At 67.7% G+C, this 21664-nt stretch carries 23 protein-coding genes; 10 read left to right on the forward strand and 13 right to left on the reverse strand.

Annotation, left to right across the window (positions count from 1 at the left end):
• Window positions 1-11: 11 nt before the first annotated feature.
• Window positions 12-740 (reverse strand): RNA methyltransferase, encoded by a 729-nt coding sequence (locus D3H34_RS08240; protein ID WP_119552958.1) that lies wholly within the window; start codon window positions 738-740, stop codon window positions 12-14.
• A 131-nt stretch (window positions 741-871) separates the two neighbouring features.
• Between D3H34_RS08240 and D3H34_RS08245 the strand changes: the two genes are divergently transcribed.
• Genes D3H34_RS08245 through D3H34_RS08255 form a run of 3 tightly spaced genes read left to right on the forward strand, consistent with a single transcriptional unit; the run spans window position 872 to window position 5249 of the window.
• Window positions 872-1924, forward strand: coding sequence for an inositol monophosphatase family protein (locus D3H34_RS08245; RefSeq protein WP_119552959.1), 1053 nt, complete (start codon window positions 872-874; stop codon window positions 1922-1924).
• Window positions 1924-4164: an FUSC family protein gene (locus D3H34_RS08250; protein ID WP_119552960.1), complete on the forward strand. Its 2241-nt coding sequence runs from the start codon at window positions 1924-1926 to the stop codon at window positions 4162-4164. The genes D3H34_RS08245 and D3H34_RS08250 overlap by 1 nt, the downstream gene beginning before the upstream one ends.
• Window positions 4164-5249, forward strand: coding sequence for a mechanosensitive ion channel family protein (locus tag D3H34_RS08255; protein ID WP_119552961.1), 1086 nt, complete (start codon window positions 4164-4166; stop codon window positions 5247-5249). The genes D3H34_RS08250 and D3H34_RS08255 overlap by 1 nt, the downstream gene beginning before the upstream one ends.
• A 34-nt stretch (window positions 5250-5283) precedes the next feature.
• Here D3H34_RS08255 and D3H34_RS08260 read toward each other — a convergent pair whose 3' ends face one another.
• Window positions 5284-5676: a DUF4148 domain-containing protein gene (locus tag D3H34_RS08260; protein ID WP_119552962.1), complete on the reverse strand. Its 393-nt coding sequence runs from the start codon at window positions 5674-5676 to the stop codon at window positions 5284-5286.
• 382 nt (window positions 5677-6058) lie between these two features.
• Here D3H34_RS08260 and D3H34_RS08265 point away from each other — a divergent pair, with 382 nt between their 5' ends.
• Window positions 6059-7315, forward strand: coding sequence for a porin (locus D3H34_RS08265; protein ID WP_119552963.1), 1257 nt, complete (start codon window positions 6059-6061; stop codon window positions 7313-7315).
• A 159-nt stretch (window positions 7316-7474) separates the two neighbouring features.
• Here the strand turns inward: D3H34_RS08265 and D3H34_RS08270 are convergent, their stop codons facing one another.
• Entirely contained in the window at window positions 7475-7933 is a 459-nt protein-coding gene (locus tag D3H34_RS08270; protein ID WP_119552964.1) for an Lrp/AsnC family transcriptional regulator, read from the reverse strand.
• 107 nt (window positions 7934-8040) lie between these two features.
• Between D3H34_RS08270 and D3H34_RS08275 the strand changes: the two genes are divergently transcribed.
• Window positions 8041-8664: a LysE/ArgO family amino acid transporter gene (locus D3H34_RS08275; protein WP_119552965.1), complete on the forward strand. Its 624-nt coding sequence runs from the start codon at window positions 8041-8043 to the stop codon at window positions 8662-8664.
• Between the two features lie 4 nt (window positions 8665-8668).
• Here the strand turns inward: D3H34_RS08275 and D3H34_RS08280 are convergent, their stop codons facing one another.
• The 5 genes from D3H34_RS08280 to pcaQ all read right to left on the reverse strand — a co-directional run bounded on the left by D3H34_RS08280 (window position 8669) and on the right by pcaQ (window position 12595).
• A complete protein-coding gene (locus tag D3H34_RS08280) occupies window positions 8669-9070 on the reverse strand; it encodes a TfoX/Sxy family protein (RefSeq protein WP_119552966.1) in 402 nt (133 codons plus the stop codon).
• Window positions 9067-9729 carry a suppressor of fused domain protein gene (locus D3H34_RS08285; protein WP_119552967.1) on the reverse strand — a complete coding sequence of 221 codons (663 nt, stop codon included), beginning with the start codon at window positions 9727-9729 and terminating at the stop codon, window positions 9067-9069. The genes D3H34_RS08280 and D3H34_RS08285 overlap by 4 nt, the downstream gene beginning before the upstream one ends.
• Before the next feature lie 40 nt (window positions 9730-9769).
• Window positions 9770-10975 carry a DUF418 domain-containing protein gene (locus D3H34_RS08290; protein ID WP_119552968.1) on the reverse strand — a complete coding sequence of 402 codons (1206 nt, stop codon included), beginning with the start codon at window positions 10973-10975 and terminating at the stop codon, window positions 9770-9772.
• Window positions 10972-11583, reverse strand: a complete 612-nt coding sequence (locus D3H34_RS08295) for a TetR/AcrR family transcriptional regulator (protein ID WP_119552969.1) — start codon at window positions 11581-11583, stop codon at window positions 10972-10974. The genes D3H34_RS08290 and D3H34_RS08295 overlap by 4 nt, the downstream gene beginning before the upstream one ends.
• A gap of 82 nt (window positions 11584-11665) precedes the next feature.
• Complete coding sequence (pcaQ, locus tag D3H34_RS08300) at window positions 11666-12595, reverse strand: pca operon transcription factor PcaQ (protein WP_119553003.1); 930 nt, start codon at window positions 12593-12595, stop codon at window positions 11666-11668.
• A gap of 136 nt (window positions 12596-12731) precedes the next feature.
• Between pcaQ and D3H34_RS08305 the strand changes: the two genes are divergently transcribed.
• Window positions 12732-13748 (forward strand): Bug family tripartite tricarboxylate transporter substrate binding protein, encoded by a 1017-nt coding sequence (locus D3H34_RS08305; RefSeq protein ID WP_119552970.1) that lies wholly within the window; start codon window positions 12732-12734, stop codon window positions 13746-13748.
• On the opposite strand, the gene D3H34_RS08310 is transcribed toward D3H34_RS08305, so the two are convergent.
• Window positions 13720-14304 carry a MarR family winged helix-turn-helix transcriptional regulator gene (locus D3H34_RS08310; protein ID WP_119552971.1) on the reverse strand — a complete coding sequence of 195 codons (585 nt, stop codon included), beginning with the start codon at window positions 14302-14304 and terminating at the stop codon, window positions 13720-13722. The two genes, D3H34_RS08305 and D3H34_RS08310, sit on opposite strands and share 29 nt — an antisense overlap.
• Window positions 14305-14437: 133 nt before the next feature.
• On the opposite strand from D3H34_RS08310, the gene D3H34_RS08315 reads away from it, so the two are divergent.
• The 3 genes from D3H34_RS08315 (at window position 14438) to D3H34_RS08325 (ending at window position 17938) form a co-directional block, all read left to right on the forward strand.
• Entirely contained in the window at window positions 14438-15436 is a 999-nt protein-coding gene (locus D3H34_RS08315; protein ID WP_119552972.1) for a Bug family tripartite tricarboxylate transporter substrate binding protein, read from the forward strand.
• Window positions 15437-15465: 29 nt separating this feature from the next.
• On the forward strand, window positions 15466-16482 hold the full coding sequence (locus D3H34_RS08320) for a Bug family tripartite tricarboxylate transporter substrate binding protein (RefSeq protein WP_434057682.1): 1017 nt from the start codon (window positions 15466-15468) through the stop codon (window positions 16480-16482).
• A gap of 136 nt (window positions 16483-16618) precedes the next feature.
• Window positions 16619-17938 (forward strand): sulfatase family protein, encoded by a 1320-nt coding sequence (locus D3H34_RS08325; RefSeq protein WP_119552973.1) that lies wholly within the window; start codon window positions 16619-16621, stop codon window positions 17936-17938.
• A 21-nt stretch (window positions 17939-17959) separates the two neighbouring features.
• On the opposite strand, the gene D3H34_RS08330 is transcribed toward D3H34_RS08325, so the two are convergent.
• Genes D3H34_RS08330 through D3H34_RS08345 form a run of 4 tightly spaced genes read right to left on the reverse strand, consistent with a single transcriptional unit; the run spans window position 17960 to window position 20160 of the window.
• Complete coding sequence (locus D3H34_RS08330; RefSeq protein WP_147400409.1) at window positions 17960-18970, reverse strand: hypothetical protein; 1011 nt, start codon at window positions 18968-18970, stop codon at window positions 17960-17962.
• A gap of 15 nt (window positions 18971-18985) precedes the next feature.
• On the reverse strand, window positions 18986-19303 hold the full coding sequence (locus tag D3H34_RS08335; RefSeq protein WP_119552975.1) for a hypothetical protein: 318 nt from the start codon (window positions 19301-19303) through the stop codon (window positions 18986-18988).
• A gap of 27 nt (window positions 19304-19330) precedes the next feature.
• Complete coding sequence (locus tag D3H34_RS08340) at window positions 19331-19831, reverse strand: hypothetical protein (RefSeq protein WP_119552976.1); 501 nt, start codon at window positions 19829-19831, stop codon at window positions 19331-19333.
• A gap of 53 nt (window positions 19832-19884) precedes the next feature.
• Entirely contained in the window at window positions 19885-20160 is a 276-nt protein-coding gene (locus tag D3H34_RS08345; protein ID WP_119552977.1) for a hypothetical protein, read from the reverse strand.
• Window positions 20161-20772: 612 nt separating this feature from the next.
• Between D3H34_RS08345 and D3H34_RS08350 the strand changes: the two genes are divergently transcribed.
• Entirely contained in the window at window positions 20773-21657 is an 885-nt protein-coding gene (locus tag D3H34_RS08350) for a JmjC domain-containing protein (RefSeq protein WP_286185536.1), read from the forward strand.
• Window positions 21658-21664 lie beyond the last annotated feature (7 nt).

Raw genomic sequence — 21664 nt, forward strand, 5'->3', positions numbered from 1 at the left:
TTGGAGCAGATTCAGCCGCGCGGGGGCTTCGTCGCATCGCTCATGGCCTTGGCGATGCCGCGCAGGATGTGGATTTCCTCCGGCGTGGGCTGGGCGCGGTTGAAGAGCTGCTGCAACCGCGGCATGAGCTTCTTGGGCGCCTCCGGGTCGAGAAAGCCGATGTCCACCAGCGAGCGCTCCCAGTGGTCGAGCATGCCGGCCACGGCCTGCGCGTCGGCCGCCTGCACCGGGGCGATGGCCTCGCGCACGCCGTAGCCGCCCAGCGCCAGGCGCCATTCGTAGGCCACCACCTGGATGGCCGCGCCCAGGTTGAGCGAGCCGAACTTCGGGTCGGTCGGAATGCTCAGCGCCACGTTGCAGCGGTAGACGTCCTCGTTGCGCATGCCGAAGCGCTCGGAGCCGAACAGGAAAGCCACGTGCTGGTCGCCCTGCTTGCCCAGCGGCTCCAGGTGCTCGCGGGGCGTGCGCGTGGGCGGGCCGAAGTCGCGCGGGATCATGGCCGTGGCGCACAGGTGGGTCACGCCGTCGAGGGCTTCGTCGAGCGTTTCGACGATGCGCGCGTTGGTCAGCACGTCCAGGGCGCCGCTGGCGCGCTGGATGGTTTCCTCGCGCCGCAGCACATTGGCCCAGCGCGGCGCCACCAGCACCAGGTCGTCGAAACCCATGGTTTTCATGGCGCGGGCGGCGGCGCCCACATTGCCGGCGTGGCTGGTCTGGATGAGGATGAAACGGGTGCGCATGGCGGGTTGGGAAGACACAAACGGGCAGAGCCGGTAAAATGCCCGATTCTCGCCGCCCGCATCGCCGGGCCGCAGGGTCACCCAGGATTGCGTTCAGGGGGCCCATCCCACCGTTCTTCCCACAATCCAGAATGTCGTCCCCCAACCTGCATCCCATGCTCAATGTGGCCGTCAAGGCCGCACGCGCCGCCGGCGCCATCATCAATCGCGCCGCCCTCGACGTCGAGGCCGTGCGCATCTCCCAGAAGCAGGTCAACGACTTCGTCACCGAAGTCGATCACGCCAGCGAGAAGGTCATCATCGAGACCTTGCTCGGCGCGTACCCGGGGCACGGCATCCTGGCCGAAGAATCGGGCACCGAATACGGCGCCAGAGACTCTGAATTCGTCTGGATCATCGATCCGCTCGACGGCACCACCAACTTCATCCACGGCTTTCCGGTCTACTGCGTGTCGATCGCGCTGTCGGTGCGCGGCAAGATCGAGCAGGCGGTGGTCTACGACCCGTCGCGCAACGACCTGTTCACGGCCACCAAGGGCCGCGGCGCTTACATGAACGAGCGCCGCATCCGCGTCTCGAAGCGCACCCGCCTGAACGAGTGCCTGATCTCCACGGGCTTCCCGTTCCGCACCGGCGACAACTTCAAGCAGTACCTGGCCATCATGGCGGACATGATGCCCCGCATGGCCGGCCTGCGCCGCCCCGGCGCCGCCGCGCTCGACCTGGCCTACGTCGCCGCGGGCTTCACCGACGGCTTCTTCGAGACCGGCCTGAACCCCTGGGACGTCGCGGCCGGCTCGCTGCTGGTGACCGAGGCCGGCGGCCTGATCGGCAACTTCACGGGCGAGCCCGAATTCCTCGAGCAGCGCGAATGCCTGGCCGGTGCGCCGCGCATCTACGGTCAGCTGGTGCCGCTGCTGGCCAAGTACTCCAAGTTCGCCAACGTGGACGACAAGCTGCGCGCCAGCGACCGCGTGCGCGCCGTCTCGGCCTCGACCAAGTCGACGCCCGCCGAGGCCTCGGTCGACCTGTACGCCCGCAGCACCGTGACCGACCTCACGGCCGCTCCGCTCGACGGCAGCGCCGAAACCCCGGCCGCAGCGCCTGCCGCGCCGGCCGCCCCGCGCAAGCTCACCCGCATCAAGCGCGAGACGCCCGCCGAGGGCGACGCCTCCGCCAAGTGATGACGGGGCCGGGCGCCGCCTCGCGGGTTCGCGCGGCGCTGCGCATTGCGCTGAGCCACTACGTCGCGAGCGGGCTCACCGTTGCGCTCGGCCTGCTCGTGATCTCGGGCGGGGTGCACCTGTGGCTGGGCACCCTGGCCGCCTCGGCCGCCGCCACCGGCGTGATCGTCACGGCGCCGCCCGACCTGCCCGGCCCGCGCCGCGGCAAGTTTTTGCAGATGCTGCCGGCGCCGCTCATCGGCCTGCCGCTGTTCTTCGCGGTGCAGATGCTGCACGGCGCACCGATCCGCCTCGGGCTGCTGCTGGTGCCCGCCACCTTCATGGCCTTCGTGGCCATGGCCTGGGGCAAGCGCGGCATTCCCATCGCCATCGCGGTGATGTTCTCGATGATCTTCTCCATGGCCACGCCGCCACCCGCCGGCCTGTCCGACGCGATCGCGCGCACCACGGAGTTCGGTCTCGGCGCGGGCCTGTACGTGATCTGGGCCACGCTCGCCAACCTGCTGCTCAACGGGCGCTTTCGCACCCAGTCGATCGCCGACGTGCTGTTTTCGCTGGCCGCGCTCATGCGCACCGAGGCCAGCCAGTTCACGCCGCAGGACGAAACCCGCGACATTCGCGACACCCCCGCCTCGCTGCTCGGCCAGTTGCTGCGCGAGCAGGCCGCGCTGGCCGACCAGCTGCAGGCCACGCGCGACATCGTGCTGGAGTCGCCGCGCACGCCGCGCCGCCAGCGGCTGGCCGGCATGCTCGTGATCGTGCTCGAGATGCGCGACCAGCTGCTCGCCAGCGAACTCGACCTCGACGCCCTGCGCAGCCATCCGTCGCACGCCCAGGCCCTGGTCGAGATGCGCCGCATCCTCGAAGAGCTGGCCGACGAGACGACCGGCCTGGCCGATGCGCTGCTGATGCGCCGCACCCCGCCTCTCGTGGCCGATCGCCGGCCGCGCCTGGCGGCCATCCACGTGACGACCGACGACGAGGACGCACACGGCAGCATGGGCCCCTCCGCGGCCATGCTCGCGCGCGGACTGGCCAGCCGCATCGGCCACATCAACGACGAGGTGCTGCGCCTGTCGGCCATGGCGCGCGGCGACGCCGAACCCAACCTGGCCGTGGTGCGCGCCAACTGGCAGCTCTTCGTGAGCCCGACCGACTGGTCGCTGCGTCCCTTTCTCGCGCTGTGGCGCTGGGACGCACCGCCGCTGCGCCATGCCATCCGCGCGGCGCTGGCCATCGCGGCCGGCTACGGCATCGCGGTGTCGATGCCCTGGGGTTCGCACGACTACTGGATCCTGCTGACCATCGTGGTGGTGCTGCGCGGCAGCCTCTCGCAGACGCTGGAGCGACGCAACCATCGCGTCGCCGGCACGCTGCTGGGCTGCGTGCTCGCGGTGGGCCTGCTGTCGGCGCATCCCTCGCCGCTGATGCTGCTGGTGACCGTGACCATCGCACAGGCCGTCGCCCACAGCTTCGCGGTGCGGCGCTACCTCGTCACCGCCGTGGCCGCCACCGTGCTGGGCCTGCTGCAGGCCCACATGCTGAACACCGGCACCGCGCCGATCTTCGCGCTGTTCGAGCGCATCGCCGACACGCTCATCGGCGCCGCGCTGGCCTGGGGCTTCTGCTACGTGCTGCCCTCGTGGGAGCGCACGCAGATCCCGGCGCTGGTGGCGCGCGTGCTCACCGCGCAGGCGCGCCATGCCCGCCTGGCGCTCGGCCTGGGCCAGCTGCAGGCCATCCAGAGCAGCCCCGAACTCGAATGGCGGCTCGCGCGTCGCGAGGCCTACGACAGCCTGTCGGCGCTGGTGCAGGCCACGCAGCGTTCGCTCTCCGAACCGCGCGCGGTGCAACCGCCACTCGAACCGCTTGAGCACCTGCAGGCCCACAGCTACCAGCTGCTGGCGCAGCTCAGCGCCGTGAAATCGATGCTCGTGCTGCGCCGCGACCGCCTCACGCCCGGCGACATCGAGGGCCCGCTGGTGCGCACCGCGCAACGTATCGAGGCCGCCCTGGGAACCATTCCGATCGCGGGGCCCTCTCACCCCGAGAGCACGGGTGCCACCGCCGTCGGCGGCCCCATTCCCCTGCCTGACCCGTTCGACAACGACATCAGCCCCTGGCTGGTGCGCCGGCTCGACCTGGCCACGGCGCTCGCCACGCAGCTGCGCGACGACGCAGCGCGCATTCTTCAACCCCTGAACGACACCACACCAGAAGCAAAGACGACCCCTGCCTGATGACCCAAGAGCTCCTCGCACACCCCTGGTTCGGCACCTGGATTGCCGCCCTGATCGCCGCGCCCCTCGCCCTTCTCGCCCACCGCATCGGGGGCATGGTCCTCAGGCGGATCACCCGCCCGGCACCCGCCGTGCATGCGATGGTGGTCAACTGCACCGCCCCCGCGCGGCTGGTGCTGCCGCTGGCGGCGCTCATGATGGTGTGGCAGGCGGCGCCGGACGACCTGCGATTCATCGGCAGCGTGCGCCATCTCACCGGGCTGCTGCTCATCGCGGCCAGCACCTGGTTCGTGCTCAAGGCCATCAGCGGGTTTGCCGACGGCGTGCTCGCGCAGCATCCCTCCGACATCTCCGACAACCTGCAGGCGCGCCGCGTGCTCACGCAGACCCGCGTGCTCGCGCGCACCGCCATGTCGGTGGTCGTGGTGGCCGGCGGCGCCATGATGCTCATGACCTTCCCGGGCGCGCGCCAGGTCGGCGCCAGCCTGCTGGCCTCGGCCGGCGTGATCGGCATCGTGGCGGGTCTTGCGGCCAAGCCCGTGTTCAGCAACCTCATTGCGGGCCTGCAGATCGCGCTGTCGCAGCCCATCCGCATCGACGACGTGCTCGTGGTCGAGGGTGAATGGGGGCGGGTCGAGGAAATCACCGGCACCTTCGTGGTCGTGCGCATCTGGGACGACCGGCGCCTGATCCTGCCGCTCACCTACTTCATCGAGAAGCCCTTCCAGAACTGGACGCGCCACTCGGCCGAGCTGCTCGGCTCGGTCTTCTTCTACTTCGACTACGGCATGCCGCTGGCGCCGCTGCGCGCAGAGGTCGAACGCATCGTAAAGGCCGCGCCCGAGTGGGACGGCCGCTTCTTCAACCTGCGCGTGACCGACGCCACCGAACGCACCATGCAGGTCCGCGTGCTGTGCACCGCCGCCACCTCGGGCCTGGCCTTCGACCTGCGCTGCCACGTGCGCGAAAGCGTCATCGACTTCATGCAGCGCGAGTACCCGCAGTTCCTGCCGAAGGTGCGCACGGAAAGCATCGACCCGGCGATGCCATCGCCGGGTCCGTTCCAGGGCGCGGCGGCGGGCTGAGGCCCTTGCCGCGCGCCCGCCGCGCCCGTCGCGGCTATCGCGCGGGCGCCACCGCGGGCAGCACCACCGGCGCGCCCAGCCGCGTGGCGCGCTCCCAGCCCGGCTGCGACTGCGCACGCTCCAGTTCCGCCATGACCTGCGCCCGCGTCTTCGGCTGACCGGCGTTCTTCACGGGAATCGGTGCGCCCCAGCGCAGCACGCCAGCCCACTCGGGATTGGCCTGCGCCGCGCGCAGCTCTGCCGCCACCTCGGCCTCCGACTTGCCCGGCCCGGCCTGCTCGGGGTGCTCCTTGATGCCAGCCTCGGTCGCCGCGAAGTGCGCGGGCGCCTCGACGTGCTGCTGGCTGGTTTGCTGCGCACCCGCCACCAGCGGGAACGCCGCGGCGGCCACCGTCGCCAGCGCGAATGCCATCTTCCTGTTCGTCATGTGTCATCTCCTGCGTTGAACGCCGAAGAGGACCACCCGCTTCGGCGATGGCGGTTTTTCTTCGCCATGCCGACACGCTAGGAATTCGGACCGTCGCCGCGCGAACGAGGCAATTACAAAAATGACAGAGTGAAGACCAATTCATCAATTTAGAGACAGGAAAATCGCAGCTTTCCAATTCGTAATTCCATTGCTCGAAAAATGTAATTGAAAAAGACGAGCTCGGCCTTTTCACGCCGCAATCGATCGATATGATTCGTCCAGACGCATGAACCATGCGGAAGGCGGCAGGAATCAATTGAAAGATATTCCTGTGCGCCGAACAAAAGTTCTCACGCAATGCGAGGGAGCGATGAATTTGATATTCAATTCAAGGGCAACAATGAAAAGACAATTTCTCACGGCCGCCGCGCTGTTCGGTGTCGGATTCGCCAACGCACAATCTTCCGTGACGCTGTTCGGCGTGGTGGATACGGGCATCAGCAATTACTCGTCCAAATCGCAGGACATGAACGGCGCCACGCTGTTCAACCCGTTCTATGTGAACCAGGGCACGCGCACCGTGAGCCAGACCGCCCTGAGCTCCGGCGGCTATTCGACGAGCCGGCTGGGTTTCCGCGGTACGGAGGACCTGGGCGGCGGGCTTGCGGCCAGCTTCTGGCTCGAAGCGCCGATCAGCCCCGACGATGGCAGGACCGGCATCGCCAGCTTCCAGCGCCGTTCCACGGTCAGCCTGTCGGGCGGGTTCGGCGAATTGCGCCTGGGCCGCGACTACGTGCCCACGGCCTGGAACGACATCGTGTTCGACCCCTTCGGCATCGTCGGCGTGGGCCGAAGCCTGATCTTCACCGCCGCCAACACGAACGCGGGCGGCGGCTCGGGCGGCTTCGGCGGCGACCTCAATTACAACCGCGCCAGCAATTCGATCGGCTATTTCCTCCCGAAGAACCTCGGTGGCTTCTACGGTCAATTCATGTACGCGCTGCATGAAAACAACAAATACGACCCGGGCACGGCGACGCCGCCCGGCGTCAATGCCGCCGGCGTTCTCAATCCAGGTAATTCGGCCTCATCGCGCGCGGGTCGCTACCTGGGCGGGCGTGTCGGTTATGCCAATGGCCCGTTCGATGTGGCCGTTTCTTATGGAAACAGCACGGCGGCCGACAATTTCTACGCAGGCACCACTGACAACGTCAAGACTTTCAATCTCGGCAGTTCCTACGATTTCGGCGTGGTCAAGCTGTTCGGCGAATTGTCGCGAATCAAGAAAACGCGCGATTACGCCGTCACGCCGCTGGCCGGTGGCGTGCCGGACGTCGATCTCACGGGTTACCTGATCGGCGTGACCGCGCCGGTCGGCCCGGGCCTGATCCGCGCCTCGTACTCGCAGGTCAAGTACGACCTCAACACCGTGAACCTGCCGTTCACGCCGTCGGTGGCCGACCCCAAGGCCAACAAGCTGGCCATCGGCTACATCCACAACCTGTCCAAGCGCACGGCGCTGTATGCCACCGTCGCACGCATCAGCAACAAGAACGGCGCCGCGCTCACGGTCGGCGGCCCGGCCTTCGTGAACACCGGGGTGTTCGTGCCCAAGACCTCGACGGGCTACGACATCGGGCTGCGCCACTCCTTCTGATCCATGACGCTGTCACGCGCAAGCAGGTAAGCAAGCAAGTGAGTGAATGACCGCGGGCGGCCTGCGCCCCGGATATTCCTTTTCTCCAGGAGCCCGCCGGGCGGGTCCATTCGGTCCGCCCTCGTGCGGACCTTTTTTTGTGGCTGGGCGCGTCGCGCGTCAGTCGGGCACCGTGCCCGCCGGCGCCGCCACCGCGCGCGCCGGGATCGGCACCGACATCACGATCGAGGTGCGCGTTTCGCCCAGATGGTTGATGCTGCTCACGAAGGCCTCGAGGTGCTCGATGTCGCGCGCAACCACCTTCAGCACGTACGAGTCCTGCCCCGTGACGTGGAAGCACTCGAGCACTTCGCGCCGGCCGTCGAGCAGCTTCAGCAGCCGGGCCTTGTCGGGCTGCGCGGTCGTGATGCCGACGAGCGCCGTGACGGTGTAGCCCGCCTTGCGCGGCGGCACGACGGCGCGGTAGCCCTCGATGACGCCGGCTTCTTCCAGGCGCTTCACGCGCTCCGAGGTCGAGGGCACGGACAGCGCCACCTGCCGCGCCAGCGCCGTGAGCGAGGTGCGCGCGTCCTGCTGGAGCGCGTCGAGGATCTGCCAGTTCTTGGCGTCGAGTTCCATGGATCTAAGGCCCGATTGAGAATTTCGCTTCCGATTTCAGGCAAGGCATGGCCTGCGCCTGAATTTCGCCATTCTCGTCATGCGCGCCGCGCCGAACAATCGACGGCATGGACTTCTCTCTCTTTGTCAAGGCCCTCGTCATCGGGCTGTCGATCGCCGCACCGGTGGGCCCCATCGGCCTGCTGTGCATCCAGCGCACGCTCGCGCACGGCCGGACCATCGGCTTTCTCAGCGGCCTGGGCGCTGCGCTGGCCGACGCCTGCTACGGCGCCATCGGTGCGTTCGGCGTGTCGGCCGTGGTGTCGACGATGGTCGCGGCGCGCGTGCCGCTCGCGCTCGGCGGCGCGGCCTTTCTCGCATGGATGGGCGTGCAGCTGCTGCGCGCGCCGGCCGCCACGCAGGCCCGCGCCGCGGAAGACCCGGCCACGCCGCTGAAGGCACTGCTGTCGGTGTTCGTGCTCACGCTGGCCAACCCGATGACGATCCTGTCGTTCGTCGCCGTGTTCGCTTCGCTCGGCAGTGGCCACACCAGCAGCGGCAGCGGCGCGGCCCTCACGATGGTGCTGGGCGTGTTCCTCGGTTCTGCCCTGTGGTGGCTGGGCCTGTCGACCGGCGTTTCGCTGGTGCGGCACCGGCTGGGGCCCCGCGTGCTGCAGGCGATCAACCGGCTGTCGGGCGCGCTGCTGCTGGGCTTTGCGGTGTTTCAGCTCTCGACCTTGCTGTCGCGCTGACGAATCAACCGGCCTTGGCCCCCGGCTTGCGGCGCGCTGGCTTGCGCGCGCCCAGCGCGCTCGCCAGCGCCTTCGTCGCCCAGTCGCGCAAGGCCTGCGGGTCGTCGAGCGCATCGACCGGCGCCTCGTAGTAGCTCGCGACCTTCACGGCCTTGGCACGGGTTGCGTACGAGAACGGCGCCGCGCCCAGGCGCTCGAAGTCCGGCCGGGTCGTGTCGTCCACCCGCAGGTACAGCGTGCCCTTGATCACGAAGGCGAACTGCACGCCTGCCTGCACCAGGCCGAAACCGCCGAAGAAGCGCTTGACCTCGATGGGCCCCATCGCGCCCAGCGACTCGGCCACTTCGAGCGCGCGTGCGTGCGAACGCTCGGCGCCGGCGGCTGTCGCACCTTGCGCGCGGCTCATGCCACCGCCTTGCGCCGCGCGTCGGTCACCGGCGCGCCGCCATGCACTTCGAGCAGGCGCAGCAGCGCCTCGGAACTGTGGGCCTTGGCCCAATCGCGTTCGGAATCGGTGATGCCGACCAGGTGCAGGAAGTCGAAGCGGCCCGAGTCGAGCTGCGCCGTCGCGGGGTAGTGCCTGGGCTCCATCAGCACCACATGGCGCAGGGCCACGGTGCCCTTTTCGCGGATCGCGTCGCCGACGGGAATGCGGTCGCCGTAATCGAAGGGCTGCTTGTCTTCACCGAAACGCGAATGCGCGAGCAACACGTTGTAGCCGAGCAGACGGCGCAAGAGCCTGATCGCCCACTGATCCTGCGGCTGCGACGGCACCTCGATGACCAGCTCGGAGCCGATCCATGAATAGTCCTCGGGGTCGTAGTCGGCCGGCTCGGTTTCCCAGGGCGTGGAGCCGCCCGAGGTCACGTACAGCCAGGTGTTGCGCACGGGCGTGGGCGCGAACTCGAACACGCCCAGGTGCAGCCAGCGCGGATCGATGTCTTCGGCGCCCAGCGCCTTGAAGTCGTCGAAGTCCAGCACGTAGATGCCGGTGCGCCCGGGACCGAACAGGCGCGGGTAGAGCGTCTCTTCGCGGTAGGCCCACACGTCTTCCATGGAACTCATCGGCGCATCCCCCTCTTTGGAACGACGGGATTCTCGTCGTTCAGCGTGAACCGCGCACACGGTACAGCGCAGGCCATTCGAGGTTGGTGAACGCGCGCAGCACCCACTCCACCGGGCCGTACGCAAAGCGTGCCATCCACCACCGGCTGAACAGCAGCTGCGCGCCGAAGATGCCGAAGGCCACCATCAGGCTCACGAACGGCCCGAACTCGCCGATGAGCCGCAGCCCGTAGGCCAGGAAGAGCCACGCGCACACCGCCGACTGCAGCAGGTAGTTCGACAGCGCCATGCGCCCCGCCGGCGCCAGCGCGCTTGCCAGCCAGGCGCCCCATCGCGACTGGAACAACAGCATCATCGCGCCCACATACGTTGCCGTGAGCAGCGGCGAAGTGAAAACGCCGACGGCCAGGCCGAGCACATCCCAGCGCGAGCCCGGCACGACGGCCGCGGTCCACGCGTACACGGCCGCGCCCGGCAGCCCCAGCACCAGCCCGGGCACCAGCAGGCGCTTGAACAGCGGCCGGTAGCGGCCGGCCCGCGCGAACAGGTTGCGGCGGCCCTCGATGACGCCCGCGAAGAACATCGCCAGTGCCATCGGCGCCTGGACCAGCCCGAGCACGATCCACACCTGCGAGAGCTCGTGCAGGTGCTGGCGGACCACCGTGGCCGCCGTTCCGCGGTAAGCCGCGAGCGCCGAAGCCGCGTCAGTCTTCGCGGTGCGCAGGACCTCCTCCGTGGCCGGGCCGCCCAGCATCGCGAGCACGCCGATGGCGCCCCACAACAGCGCGGTCGCCAGCACCAAGCGCAGTGCCCAGCGCGCGAGCACCGCGTCGCTCTGGTGGCGCAGCGCGAGCAGCACGGCGCCGAGCACCGCATAGGTCGTGAGGATGTCGCCATGGAACAGCAGCACCGCATGCAGCGCCCCGATGAGCCACAGCGCCACCAGCCGGCGCGCCAGGCGCGGCACGAAGGGCTTGCCGCTGCGCTGCGCCGACTGCATCTGCAGCGTGAAGCTGTAGCCGAACAGGAACGAGAACAGCAGGTAGAACTTGGTCTCGAACAGGAAGGCGACGGCGAAGGCCGCGGCGCGGTCCAGCCCCGTGCGCATCATCGGGTCGGGCAGCGGCTGGCCGTAGTACGGCGAGGCAAAGGCCGCGATGTTCACCACCAGGATGCCCAGCAGCGCGAAGCCGCGCAATGCATCGACGAGCGACTGGCGCTCGCCTGCCGGCTGTGTGCTGCTCATGCGCCCCGCCCCGGCTTCGCGAGAAAGCGGCTCACCACGCGCCGCAGCATCGGCGCCTCGTGCACGGGGTCGAAGCCGGTGTCGAGCGCGAGCCGCGAGAACACGCCGTCGATCAGCACAGCGATCCATTTGGCGCACTGCGCCGGGTCGAGGTCGGGGTCGATCTGCCCGCGCGCGGCGGCCTGGCGCAGCAGCGCGGCGAGGCCGTCGCGCATGGCGGCATCGCCCGCGGCCACGCTGGTGCCGACCACCGGGTTGCGCAGGGTCTCGGCGGCGACCTCCAGCGCCAGCCGCGAATAGCTGCGGTCGGCGGCGAAGACCATCACCACGTCGAGGAAGGACAGCACGGCCTCCAGCGGGTCGGGGGTGTCGCGGTCGATCGCGGCGAAGTAGGCGGCCGTGTCGCGCCACTCTTCTTCGGCAATGGCCTCGATGATCGCGTTCTTGCTGGCGAAGTAATGAAAGAGGTTGCCGGGGCTCATGCCCGCGGCGGCGCAGATTTCGGCGGTGGTGGTCGCATGGAAGCCCCGGCGCGCAAAGCAGTCGGCCGCGGCTTCGATGATCTGGCGGCGCTTGGCCTGCTGGCGCTCGGGGTCAACCTTGCGCACGGTGTTTCTCGCGGATGGCAGTCATGCGCGAATTATTAGACCGATTGCTCGATCTATTCTTAAGAGACCCTGAAGCACCCCTTCAGGAAGCGCGCGCGGCCGCGACGTCCCGGATGGTGTCGAGCAGCAGCCGCGCGCCCTCGCCCGTCTCGCTGCCGCGCCGCACGGTCACGCCCACCGGGCCTTCGGTGCTCGTGGTGTCGATGGCCACGCGCTTGAGTTCGCCGCGTGCCACGAAGCCTTCCACCGCGCCCTGCGGCGCAAACCACACCGCGTCGGAGCGCCGCAGCAGGCCGACCGCAAAGCTGGTGTCGGTGGCTTCCAGCAGCCGGGCCGGCAGCGCGAGCCCTTGCGCGATGAGGAAGGCGTCGGCCGTGTGCCGGATCAGCGTGCCCGACACCGGCAGCATCAGCGGATAGGCAGCCAGCGCATCGAGCGTGGGCTTGCGCCGCGACGCCAGCGGATGACCGGGCCACACCACCAGCAGCAGCGGCTCGCTGTAGAGCTGCTCGAAGGCCAGGTCGGCCATGGCCGAGGCCTGCGCGAGCCGGCCGAGCACGAAGTCGATCTCGCCCTGGCGCAGCTGCGTCATCAGTTGCGCGTTGGTGCCGCTCACCACGCGCACGCGCATCGCCGGGTGCGCCGCGAGCAGCCGCGCCACCGCCTCGGGCAGCAGGTGCGCCGCCATGTTCGGCAAGGCGCCGACCACCACGCGCAACTGGTCGGCCTCGGGCTGGTCCATGGCCAGGCCCAGGCCTTCGCGAAGGCCGCGCAGCGCCGACACCGCGTGCCGCACCAATACCTCCGCGGCCGGTGTGAGCTCCACGCCGCGGCGGCGGCGCAGCAGCAGCTGGCGCCCGACGATCTCTTCCAGCTCGGCCACCGTCTTCGAGACTGCCGGCTGCGTGAGCGACAGCGCCTCGGCCGCGCGCACGAGGTTGCGCTCTTGCGCCACCATCACCAGGCATTGCAGGTGGCGCATCTTCAGGCGCTCAAAGTTCATGGCTGACATGCGGTTCTCCTGCATTTCACTGGGACGGTGCGCGTTCAAATATAAGCAAAAGGAATAGCTGGCAGAAGAGAGTTCAGTTGTGCCAGGCTGCGTGCCCTTCTAGAGTTCCGTGGATACGGAGACAGACACAGCAGCCATGACCACGACTTCCTCGACGCCTTCCTCCTCTTCTTCCTTCAGCGCGCGCCGCCGCCTCACGCTCGCCGCCGCCTGCGCCACGCTGGCCCTCGGCCTCTCCGCGCCGACCGCGCAGGCCCAGGCCACGTACCCCGCCAAGCCCGTGAAGTTCCTCGTCAACTTCCCGGCCGGCGGCCCCATCGACATCCTGGCCCGCGCCCTGGGCGATGCGCTGCAGAAGGGCCTGAAGCAGCCCTTCGTGGTCGACAACCGCCCCGGTGCGGGCGGCAACATCGGCGCCGACGCCGTGGCCAAGAGCCCGGCCGACGGCTACACGGTGCTGCTGGGCATCGACACCACTTTCACGATCAACCCGCACCTGTACGCGTCGATGCCCTTCGCGGCCAAGGACCTCAAGCCGCTGATGATCCTCGGCTCCTCGGGCCTGAGCTTCACCACCGCCGCGACGGCCAAGGCGAAGACGCTGCCCGAGTTCATCGCCCAGGCCAAGGTCGAGCCCGCCACCTTCAGTTCGGCCGGCAACGGCAGCCCGGGCCACATCGCCGCCGAGATCTTTGCGAACGCCACCGGCGCGAAGATCGTCCACGTGCCCTACAAGGGCAACGCCCCCGCCGTGATGGCGCTGCTGGGCAACGAGGTGCAGGCCGGCATCATCGCCACGCCGGGCGTGCTACCGCAGGTGCAGAGCGGCAAGCTGCGCGCCCTGGCCGTCACCGGCCGCCAGCGCTCGCCGCTGCTGCCCGAGGTGCCCGCCGTGGGCGAGCTGGGCCTGAAAGACCTGGAGTTCGAAGTGCTCTATCTCGCGATGGTGCCCGCCGCCACGCCAGAGCCCGTGATGCAGACCCTGCGCCAGGCACTGCACAAGGCGATGGCCCTGCCCGAGATCAAGGCGCGCCTGGCCTCGCTCGACACGGTGGCGCTCGCCGAGACCGATGCAGCCGCCACCACGCGCCTGGCCACGGCGCAGGCGCGCTACGGCCGTATCGTCAAGTCGACCGGGATGAAGGTGGATTGACGGCCGTGTCGCCGCGGTTGCCACCCGCCGCATGGCGCCCCCGGTCGGCCTTGGGCAGCACCGCCTGTGCCACCAGCGCCTCGGCCCGCGCCTGCAGCAGGTGCAGCGAGGCGTCGAAGCGCGCCGCGTCGTCGGCGTCGAGCGCGCCCATCAGGTCGGCGTTGATGCGCGTGACCAGCGGAAACAGCTCGTCGTACAGCGCCTCGCCCGCTGCCGTGAGGCCCAGCCGCACCTGCCGGCGGTCGCCCGCGCGGGCCGTGCGCGACACCAGCCGCTTTTCCACCAGCGAGCCCACGGCCTTCGAGGTGCGCGCGCGGTCGAGCTGCGCGTGTTCCGCCAGCTGCGACGAGCCCAGCTCGCCTCGGCTCGCCAGCACCGCAATGAGCCGCCACTCGCGCCGCGTGATGCCGAAGCGCCCCTCGCACAGCCGGATCACCATGCTGCCGGCCACCCCGATCAGGCGCGACAGCCGGTACAGCAGCAGGTCGTCCAGCGGACGGCGCGGCGTGGCGATTCCGGTGGCTATGTCGCTGGTGGTTTCGGTGCGGCGGCTCATCGTGCGTCTCGAAAGGTCGGGTAAATCCGGGCGATGGTTGATTTGATCAATCGAATGTAGCGTCTCCAGAATCGTCCGCAGCCGCGGCCACCCGCCCCCACCGACCGACGAACGAGACCCGGAGACCTTGACGATGCCCCTGCAGCTTCCCCACCCGACCCGCCGCCGCACCCTTGCCACCCTCGGCGGGCTGGCCCTTGCCCCGCTCGCGCCGCTGGCCATGGCCCAGGCTTTCACGCCCGGCCAGCCGATCAAGGTGCTCATCGGCGTGCCCGCCGGCGGTACGCAGGACGTGCTGACCCGCGCCATCGCCCACCAGGTGCGCGACTCGCTCGGGCCGCTCATCATCGACAACCGCTCGGGCGCGGCGGGCCGCATTGCCGCCGAGGCCGTGAAGAACGCAGCCCCCGACGGCCTGACCCTGCTGCTGGGCACCGCGAGCATGATGACCATGTTCCCGAGCGCCTACCGCACCCTCTCGTACAACCCGATGAAGGACTTCGTGCCGCTGACGAACGCCGCGCGCTTCGAGCTGGCGCTGGTCGTGCACAAGGACGTGCCCGCCAACACCCTGCCCGAATTCATCACCTGGGCCAAGGCGCAGGGCGACAAGCTCAGCTTCGCCTCCTACGGCGCCGGCACGCCGTCGCACTTCCTGGGCGAAATGCTCAACCGCGCGGCCGGGCTGAAGATGGTCCACGTGCCCTATCGCGGCTCCACGCCCGCGCGCCAGGACGTGATGGGCGGCACCGTGCCCGTGTACTTCGACACCATCGGCGGCGCGCAGCAGATGCTGACCACCGGCCGCGTGAAGGTGCTGGCCACCAGCGGCGAGAAGCGCTCGCCGCTCATGCCCCAGCTGCCCAACTTCGTCGAGAGCGGCTACAAGGACGTGGTCGCCACCGCGTGGTTCGCCTACTACGCGCCGCTGAAGACGCCGGCAGCCATCGTCGAGAAACTGCGCGCCGAGATCATCCGCGCAGTGAGCACGCGCGAAGTGCGCCAGCTGCTGCTCGAGAACGGCATGTACCCCGTGGGCGATGGCGCCGAGGCCATGCTGAAGACCATGCGCGAAGACACCGCCCGCTGGGCAGGCATCATGAAGGCCGTGAATTTCCAGGCCAACGATTGACTGGACGAACGACCACAAGGACACCCTTCATGATCTCGCGCACCCTCCCCACGCCCTCCACCTTCAAGCCGACCCGCCGCGGCCTCGCCGCCTTGCTGGCCATGGCCGGCCTCGTGGCGGCCATCGCCGCTCCCACCCTGGCGCGCGCGCAGGCAGCGCTCGACAGCCCGCTGCGCATCGTCGTCGGCTACGCGCCCGGCGGCGCCACCGACCGCGTGGCGCGCATCGTGGGCGACAAGCTCGCCGCGCAACTCGGCGTGCCTGTCATCGTCGACAACAAGCCCGGCGCCGGCGGCCGCCTTGCCGCGCAGCAGGCCAAGGCCACGCCCGCCAACCAGAACGTGCTGATGCTCGCCAACCCCGCCGTGATGGTGGTGGCACCGCTCGTCTTCAAGGACAACGGCTACGACGCCGAGCGCGACTTCGTGCCCGTGTCGCACGTCAACGCCTACGACTTCGCGCTGGCCGTGTCGCCCACCCTGCCCGTGCGCGAGCTGAACCACCTGCTCGCATGGATGCGCGCCAACCCGCAGCAGGCCAACGTGGGGGTGCCCGCCACCGGCAGCCTGCCGCACTTCTTCGGCCTCATGGTGGGCGAGAAGGCCAAGGTGCAGACCCAGGTCGTGGGCTACCGCGGCTCCGCCCCGCTGCTCAACGACCTGATCGGCGGCCAGGTGCCCATTGCCGTCGACACCGAAGACGTCGTGCTGCCGCAGCACACCGCCGGCAAGCTGCGCATCCTGGCGCTGTCGGGCGAGAAGCGCTCGCCCTTCGCGCCGTCGATTCCCACCTTCAAGGAAGCCGGCCTCGACCTGGCCGCCACCGGCTGGAACACCTTCTTCGCGCCGGCCAGCATGCCCAAGGACAAGGTCGAACGCCTCGCCGCCACCATCCATGCTGTGATGCAAGACCCCGACACCCAACGCAAGTTCAAGGACGCCGGCATGACGCCAGTGGTGAGCACGCAGGCGCAGACCGTCGCGATGCTCAAGGCCTACAAGGCGCAGTGGGCACCCGTGGTCCAGAAGTCCGGGTACCAACCTTGACCCCCAGTCTTCGCGCACTTCGTGTCGCTTCGCCAACCCCCTGCAGGGGGCAACACCAGTGGCCCGGCAAAGCCGGTTCCGCGGTGTTCCACGAAGTGACCGAGTGAGCGACCTCTTTCGAAGCAGACTCCAACCTATGACCCGCCCCAACATCATCTTCATCGTGGCCGACGACCTCGGCTATGCCGACCTCGGCTGCTACGGCGGGCGCGATGCGCCCTTCGGCCGCGTGTCGCCCGTGCTCGACGGCCTGGCCGCCAACGGCCTGAAGCTCACGCAGGGCTATTCGAACTCGCCCGTGTGCTCGCCCACGCGCTTCGCGATGATCACCGCACGGTATCAATACCGACTGCGCGGCGCGGCCGAAGAGCCCATCAACAGCAAGAGCCGCGGCAGTGCCACCCTGGGCCTGCCGACCGAGCACCCCACCCTGCCGTCGTTGCTGAAAGACAGCGGCTACAAGACCGCGCTCATCGGCAAGTGGCACCTGGGCTACCCGCCCAGCTTCGGCCCGCTGCGTTCGGGGTATGAGGAATTCTTCGGCCCCATGTCGGGCGGCGTCGACTACTTCACCCACTGCGACTCGGCCGGCCGCCACGACCTCTGGTACGGCGAAGAAGAGCACAAGGACGACGAGGGCTACCTGACCGATGTGCTGTCGAAGCGCGCCGTCGACTACGTCGAACGCATGGCCAGGCAGGACGCCCCCTTCTTCCTGAGCCTGCACTACACCGCCCCTCACTGGCCTTGGGAAACCCGCGACGACGCCGACAAGGCGCCGCTCGTGAAGGACAACCTGTTCGACCTGTCGGGCGGCAACATCCACGTGTATCGCCGCATGATCCATCACATGGACGAAGGCATCGGCTGGATCATGGCCGCGCTCGAGAAGCATGGCATGGCCGACAACACCCTTGTCGTGTTCACCAGCGACAACGGCGGCGAGCGCTTCTCCGACAACTGGCCGCTCGTCGGCGGCAAGATGGATCTGACCGAAGGCGGCATCCGCGTGCCATGGATCGCCCACTGGCCGAAGGTGATCGCCAAGGGCGGCGAGAGCACCCAGCTGTGCATGACCATGGACTGGTCGGCCACCATGCTCGACGCCGCCGGCGTGAAGGCCGACGCCGAGTACCCGCTCGACGGCGTGTCGCTCATGCCCGTGCTGAAAGATGCGACCCAAACCTTCCGCCGCCCGCTGCACTGGCGCATGAACCACCGCGGCCAGGAAGCCATGCGCGACGGCGACTGGAAATACCTGAAGGTCGACGGCAACGAGTACCTGTTCAACATCCCGGCCGATGAGCGCGAACGCGCGAACCTGGGAAAGAAGGAGCCGCAGCGACTCGAAGCGATGCGGGCGCAGTGGCAGGCCTGGAATGCGACGATGCCCGCGATTCCGGCGGATGCGACGGTGAGCCTGGGCTATTCGGTGAAGGACATGCCCCAGAGGTGATCGAGCCCCTTCCCTTTCCCCTTACTTGGCCCCACCCTCCATCTGCCGCGCGGCCGTCAAGGCCAAGGGGTGATCGGGGAACCGGCTGACCAACGCACGCAGCGCTTCGCGGGCGCGGGCCCGATCGCCCTTTGCGTTCAACTCGTCGGCCTTGGCGAACAGCTGGCCGGGATTCATGGTCTGCAGGCTGGTGCGGAATTGCTGTTCGACCCGGGCGGCCTCTGCCTGCGCGGCCGCCCGCTGCCCATCGGCCTCTCGCTTCATGCGCTCCACGGTGGGCGCAAGCGCCTGCTTGAGCGCCGCGACATCGGCGGCGTGCTGCTGCGCAAAGTTGTCGAACGCGGTGAAGAGCGGACCGGCCTTTTCCATCCACAGGCTGCCACAGCTTCCGTTGCAAGGCAGATGCTTCAGGCCGTCGAAGAAGTTGCCGGTCGGGGAAGGTCGCTGTTCCGTGACGCAAGGCTGGCGGTCGACGCCGCATGCGGGATGAAGCGTGTACGAGAGCTCATTGGCGTACTCCTTGGGCGAATACCAGATCCGCGGCACGACGGCGTTCTCCTTGGGCTCCAGCGGCTCCATGCGTGACACGTTCCTCGAATAGAAAATGCCATCCCAGGCGAACGACTCCGACTTGCTGCCCTGATAGACGCCGGGGCTCTGGCTGGTGAAGACGGCCTGCCCGATCCCCCGGCCGTAGAAGTACCACATGTCCGTGCTGCCCACCGTCTCCATCTTGTCGTTGCGGGCGATGTACTTTCCCGGGCCCAGCGCCATGCCTTCGGCGCATCCGCCTTCCCAGCTGTCGCGGGACACGCTGTTGGCGATGACATCCTTCGAGTTGGGCCCGCGCTCCTTCCGGATGACGCTGCAGCCCTCGCGCGTCTTGGCGATGAATTCGCCCGGCTGAAGCTGGCGCATGCGGGCGATGTCTTCGGCGCTGACCTGCGCACGGGCCGGCATGCTGGTCGCGATGCCGAGCCATAAGGCAGTGGCGACCGACAGGAGATCTCTGGAAGGGATAGCGAACTTCATACGGCGCCTGTTGTCCTAGCCTCGCACGCCCACTGCAATTCCGTAGTGGATGACTCTCCGCCCGTCACCGACACACCGGTATTGCGCTCTTTCGCAGCGACCCAGACCGTCGAACTGTTCGCATTGCATGACCACCTTGGACTGCTTGCCCAGATCCCTGTTGCGCAGATCGGCCTGCCGACACTGGCGCTCCGATTCGCGAAGCAGCCGATAGCAGCTGTCGTCGCTGACGGCGTCGCTGCTGCACTGGCCGGCGGCCATGCCAGGGCTGGCATATCCCGCCAGGAATGCTGCGGCGAGAACGCAAGCAGTTGCCGATATTGCGATCTTCATGACGCCTCCATTTGTTCTCGATGCTTGCTAGAGCAAGTCGCCCCTGCCGGCCATCTTCATGAATTGCACCAGGCTTTCGACATCGGTCTTTCCGATCAGCACTTCGTGCACGGACTGCTGCGTGGTGGCACCGAAGACAAAGCTGATGTTCAAGGTCTGGTTCACTGTCGGCCCGAGGTTGCCGACCAACGCGACCTTGGTTTTCACGCTGCGCAGCGCCACCGCGCGCAGATCGGGCCAGCCGTAGTCGCGGGACATGGTGAGGCTGCGCACCCGCAACCCTTGCGCATCGAGCGTGACGCTCCAGTCGGTGGTGACTGCCATCCAGGTGAACACAACGGCAATGCCGAGGCCCAGCAGCGGCCCGCCCAACTCCTTCAGCGATGCCCAGTCCGACAGGCTGCCACCTTCCTGGAACCACAGATAGGTGCCGTACAGAAAACCCAGTGCACCGGGCACGCCGAACAGCAGGAAGGCCAACAGCCGGGCGACCACTGCGTTGTAGTTGGTGAGCTTCAGGGTCGCCATGGCCGGCTGTTTAGAAGAGGTTCAACGTGCGGTGTCATGCGACGGCCTGCCGGCTATTGCATGTTCCCCTTGTTGTATTGATCCAGCCCACGCTGGAAAGCCGTTTTTCCGTTGTACGACTGATCGTTCTCCCGGAAATACTGGGCGGCCGCCAGAAATTCCTTGGCGCATTGCCTGTAGTGATTGGCCGCCATGCCCTGGCGATTCTTCTCCGCCTGAAAGGCGGCGGTTTCACATTTTCTTTTGTTGTCCATGGATGTCGTCCAATTGCTGGCAAGCGCGGAAGAAGACACCAGTGCCAGCAAGAGGGTGAGAGAAATTCGAATCATGTGAGCTCCTTTGAGACCTCGTTCAACCAACCTTGAATTGCAAAAACTCTGGCCATCCTCTTTCCTTTTGGATGCCTTCCCTTGCAAGGCCTACTCGCCGCTCCGGCCCGCATGGAGCGAATACCAATGACGAAAAGACCGCGCCAAGCACGGCGGCACACGCACTTTTTCTACGCCACCCCTTGCTTGCCAGTTGCTCGAATCTATTGAGGTTGATTGCAAACGAAATACCGCGTTTGTGGGATTCCACCGGAACCGGTAGCTCGCGACCTCCGAGCCAGGTGCGCGGCGATTGCTGTCCGGGGAGGGGCGGCCTGCAGGTTGCATTGATCTTCCAGCACAAGGACCAAAGCGTCCTTCGTTGAAGCGGATCTCATGGAGACGTCGCTCCATAGTCAGGAAGTATTCAGAATTTCGCCCCAACATTGATCCTGAAAGTACTGCTTTTGCCCTCGGACTTCATCCCGACCTCATTCGAGGGGGCGGGAGTCCAAAAGCGATCTGGAGGGTGCGATGCATGCAACCAGCATGAGTTCTGTCGGGACCTCGGAAACGACATACCGCGTGTGGATGGACGATCCCGGGAACTTCTCTACCCAGAGGATCACGCCGATGCACCACAACTTTCACGAGCACCCCTTGTTTCAAGTGCCCGAACTTGTGAAGCTCGGGATTGAACTCTCGAAGACGGACCAATGCAGGTTCATGAATTCGGACAGAACGGTCTCGTCTTCGCTCGCGCACGACAACCGGCATCCCGACGGGCGCAGCATCGAGGAATTCTTCCAACGCATGGAGGAGCCGGGTTCGTCGGTTGCCTTCTACAACATCGAAGTCATCCCCCGCTATCAGGCGCTCCTGATGCGGGTGGTGAACTCCATGCGCTCACTCGTGGAGCGCGAGCAACCGCACATCTTCAGGGTGAATGGATTCGTCTTCTTCTCTGCCCCGCCTTCCGTCACGCCCTTTCACATCGATCGCGAGAACAACTTCTGGTTGCAGTTGCACGGGCGCAAGCTGCTCAACGTGTGGGATCACCGCGATCGCAGCATCGTGCCGGCCGATGCCGTGGAGGACTTCATCGTCACGCAGTCGCTCAAGAAAGTGCGCTTCGATGAAGCCTTCCTGCCGCGCGGGCAGGAGTTCGATGCACAACCGGGGGATGCCGTGTACTTCCCGAGCACCTCGCCCCACATGACGAGATCCTTGGTTGACCGGACCACCGCTGGCAATCGCCTGTCGATCTCGATCGGGGTGACCTTCTACACCGCAGTCACGCGCGAGGTGGCCCGCATTCACCAGGTGAACCGGCTGATGCGCAAGTGCGGCCTGTCACCCTCGTATCCGGGGGAGTCGCCGACCGCGGACGCAGTCAAGTCGACCGTTGGCGGCGTGGTCGGCGCCGGGCGCGCGCGGCTCGGTGTCGCGCGCGCCCGATTCATCAGTCTGACCACGACCCGGCGCTTGAAGCACATCCCGCCACCGGGCTCCTACTGAAGAACGG

Source organism: Acidovorax cavernicola (genome assembly GCF_003581445.1).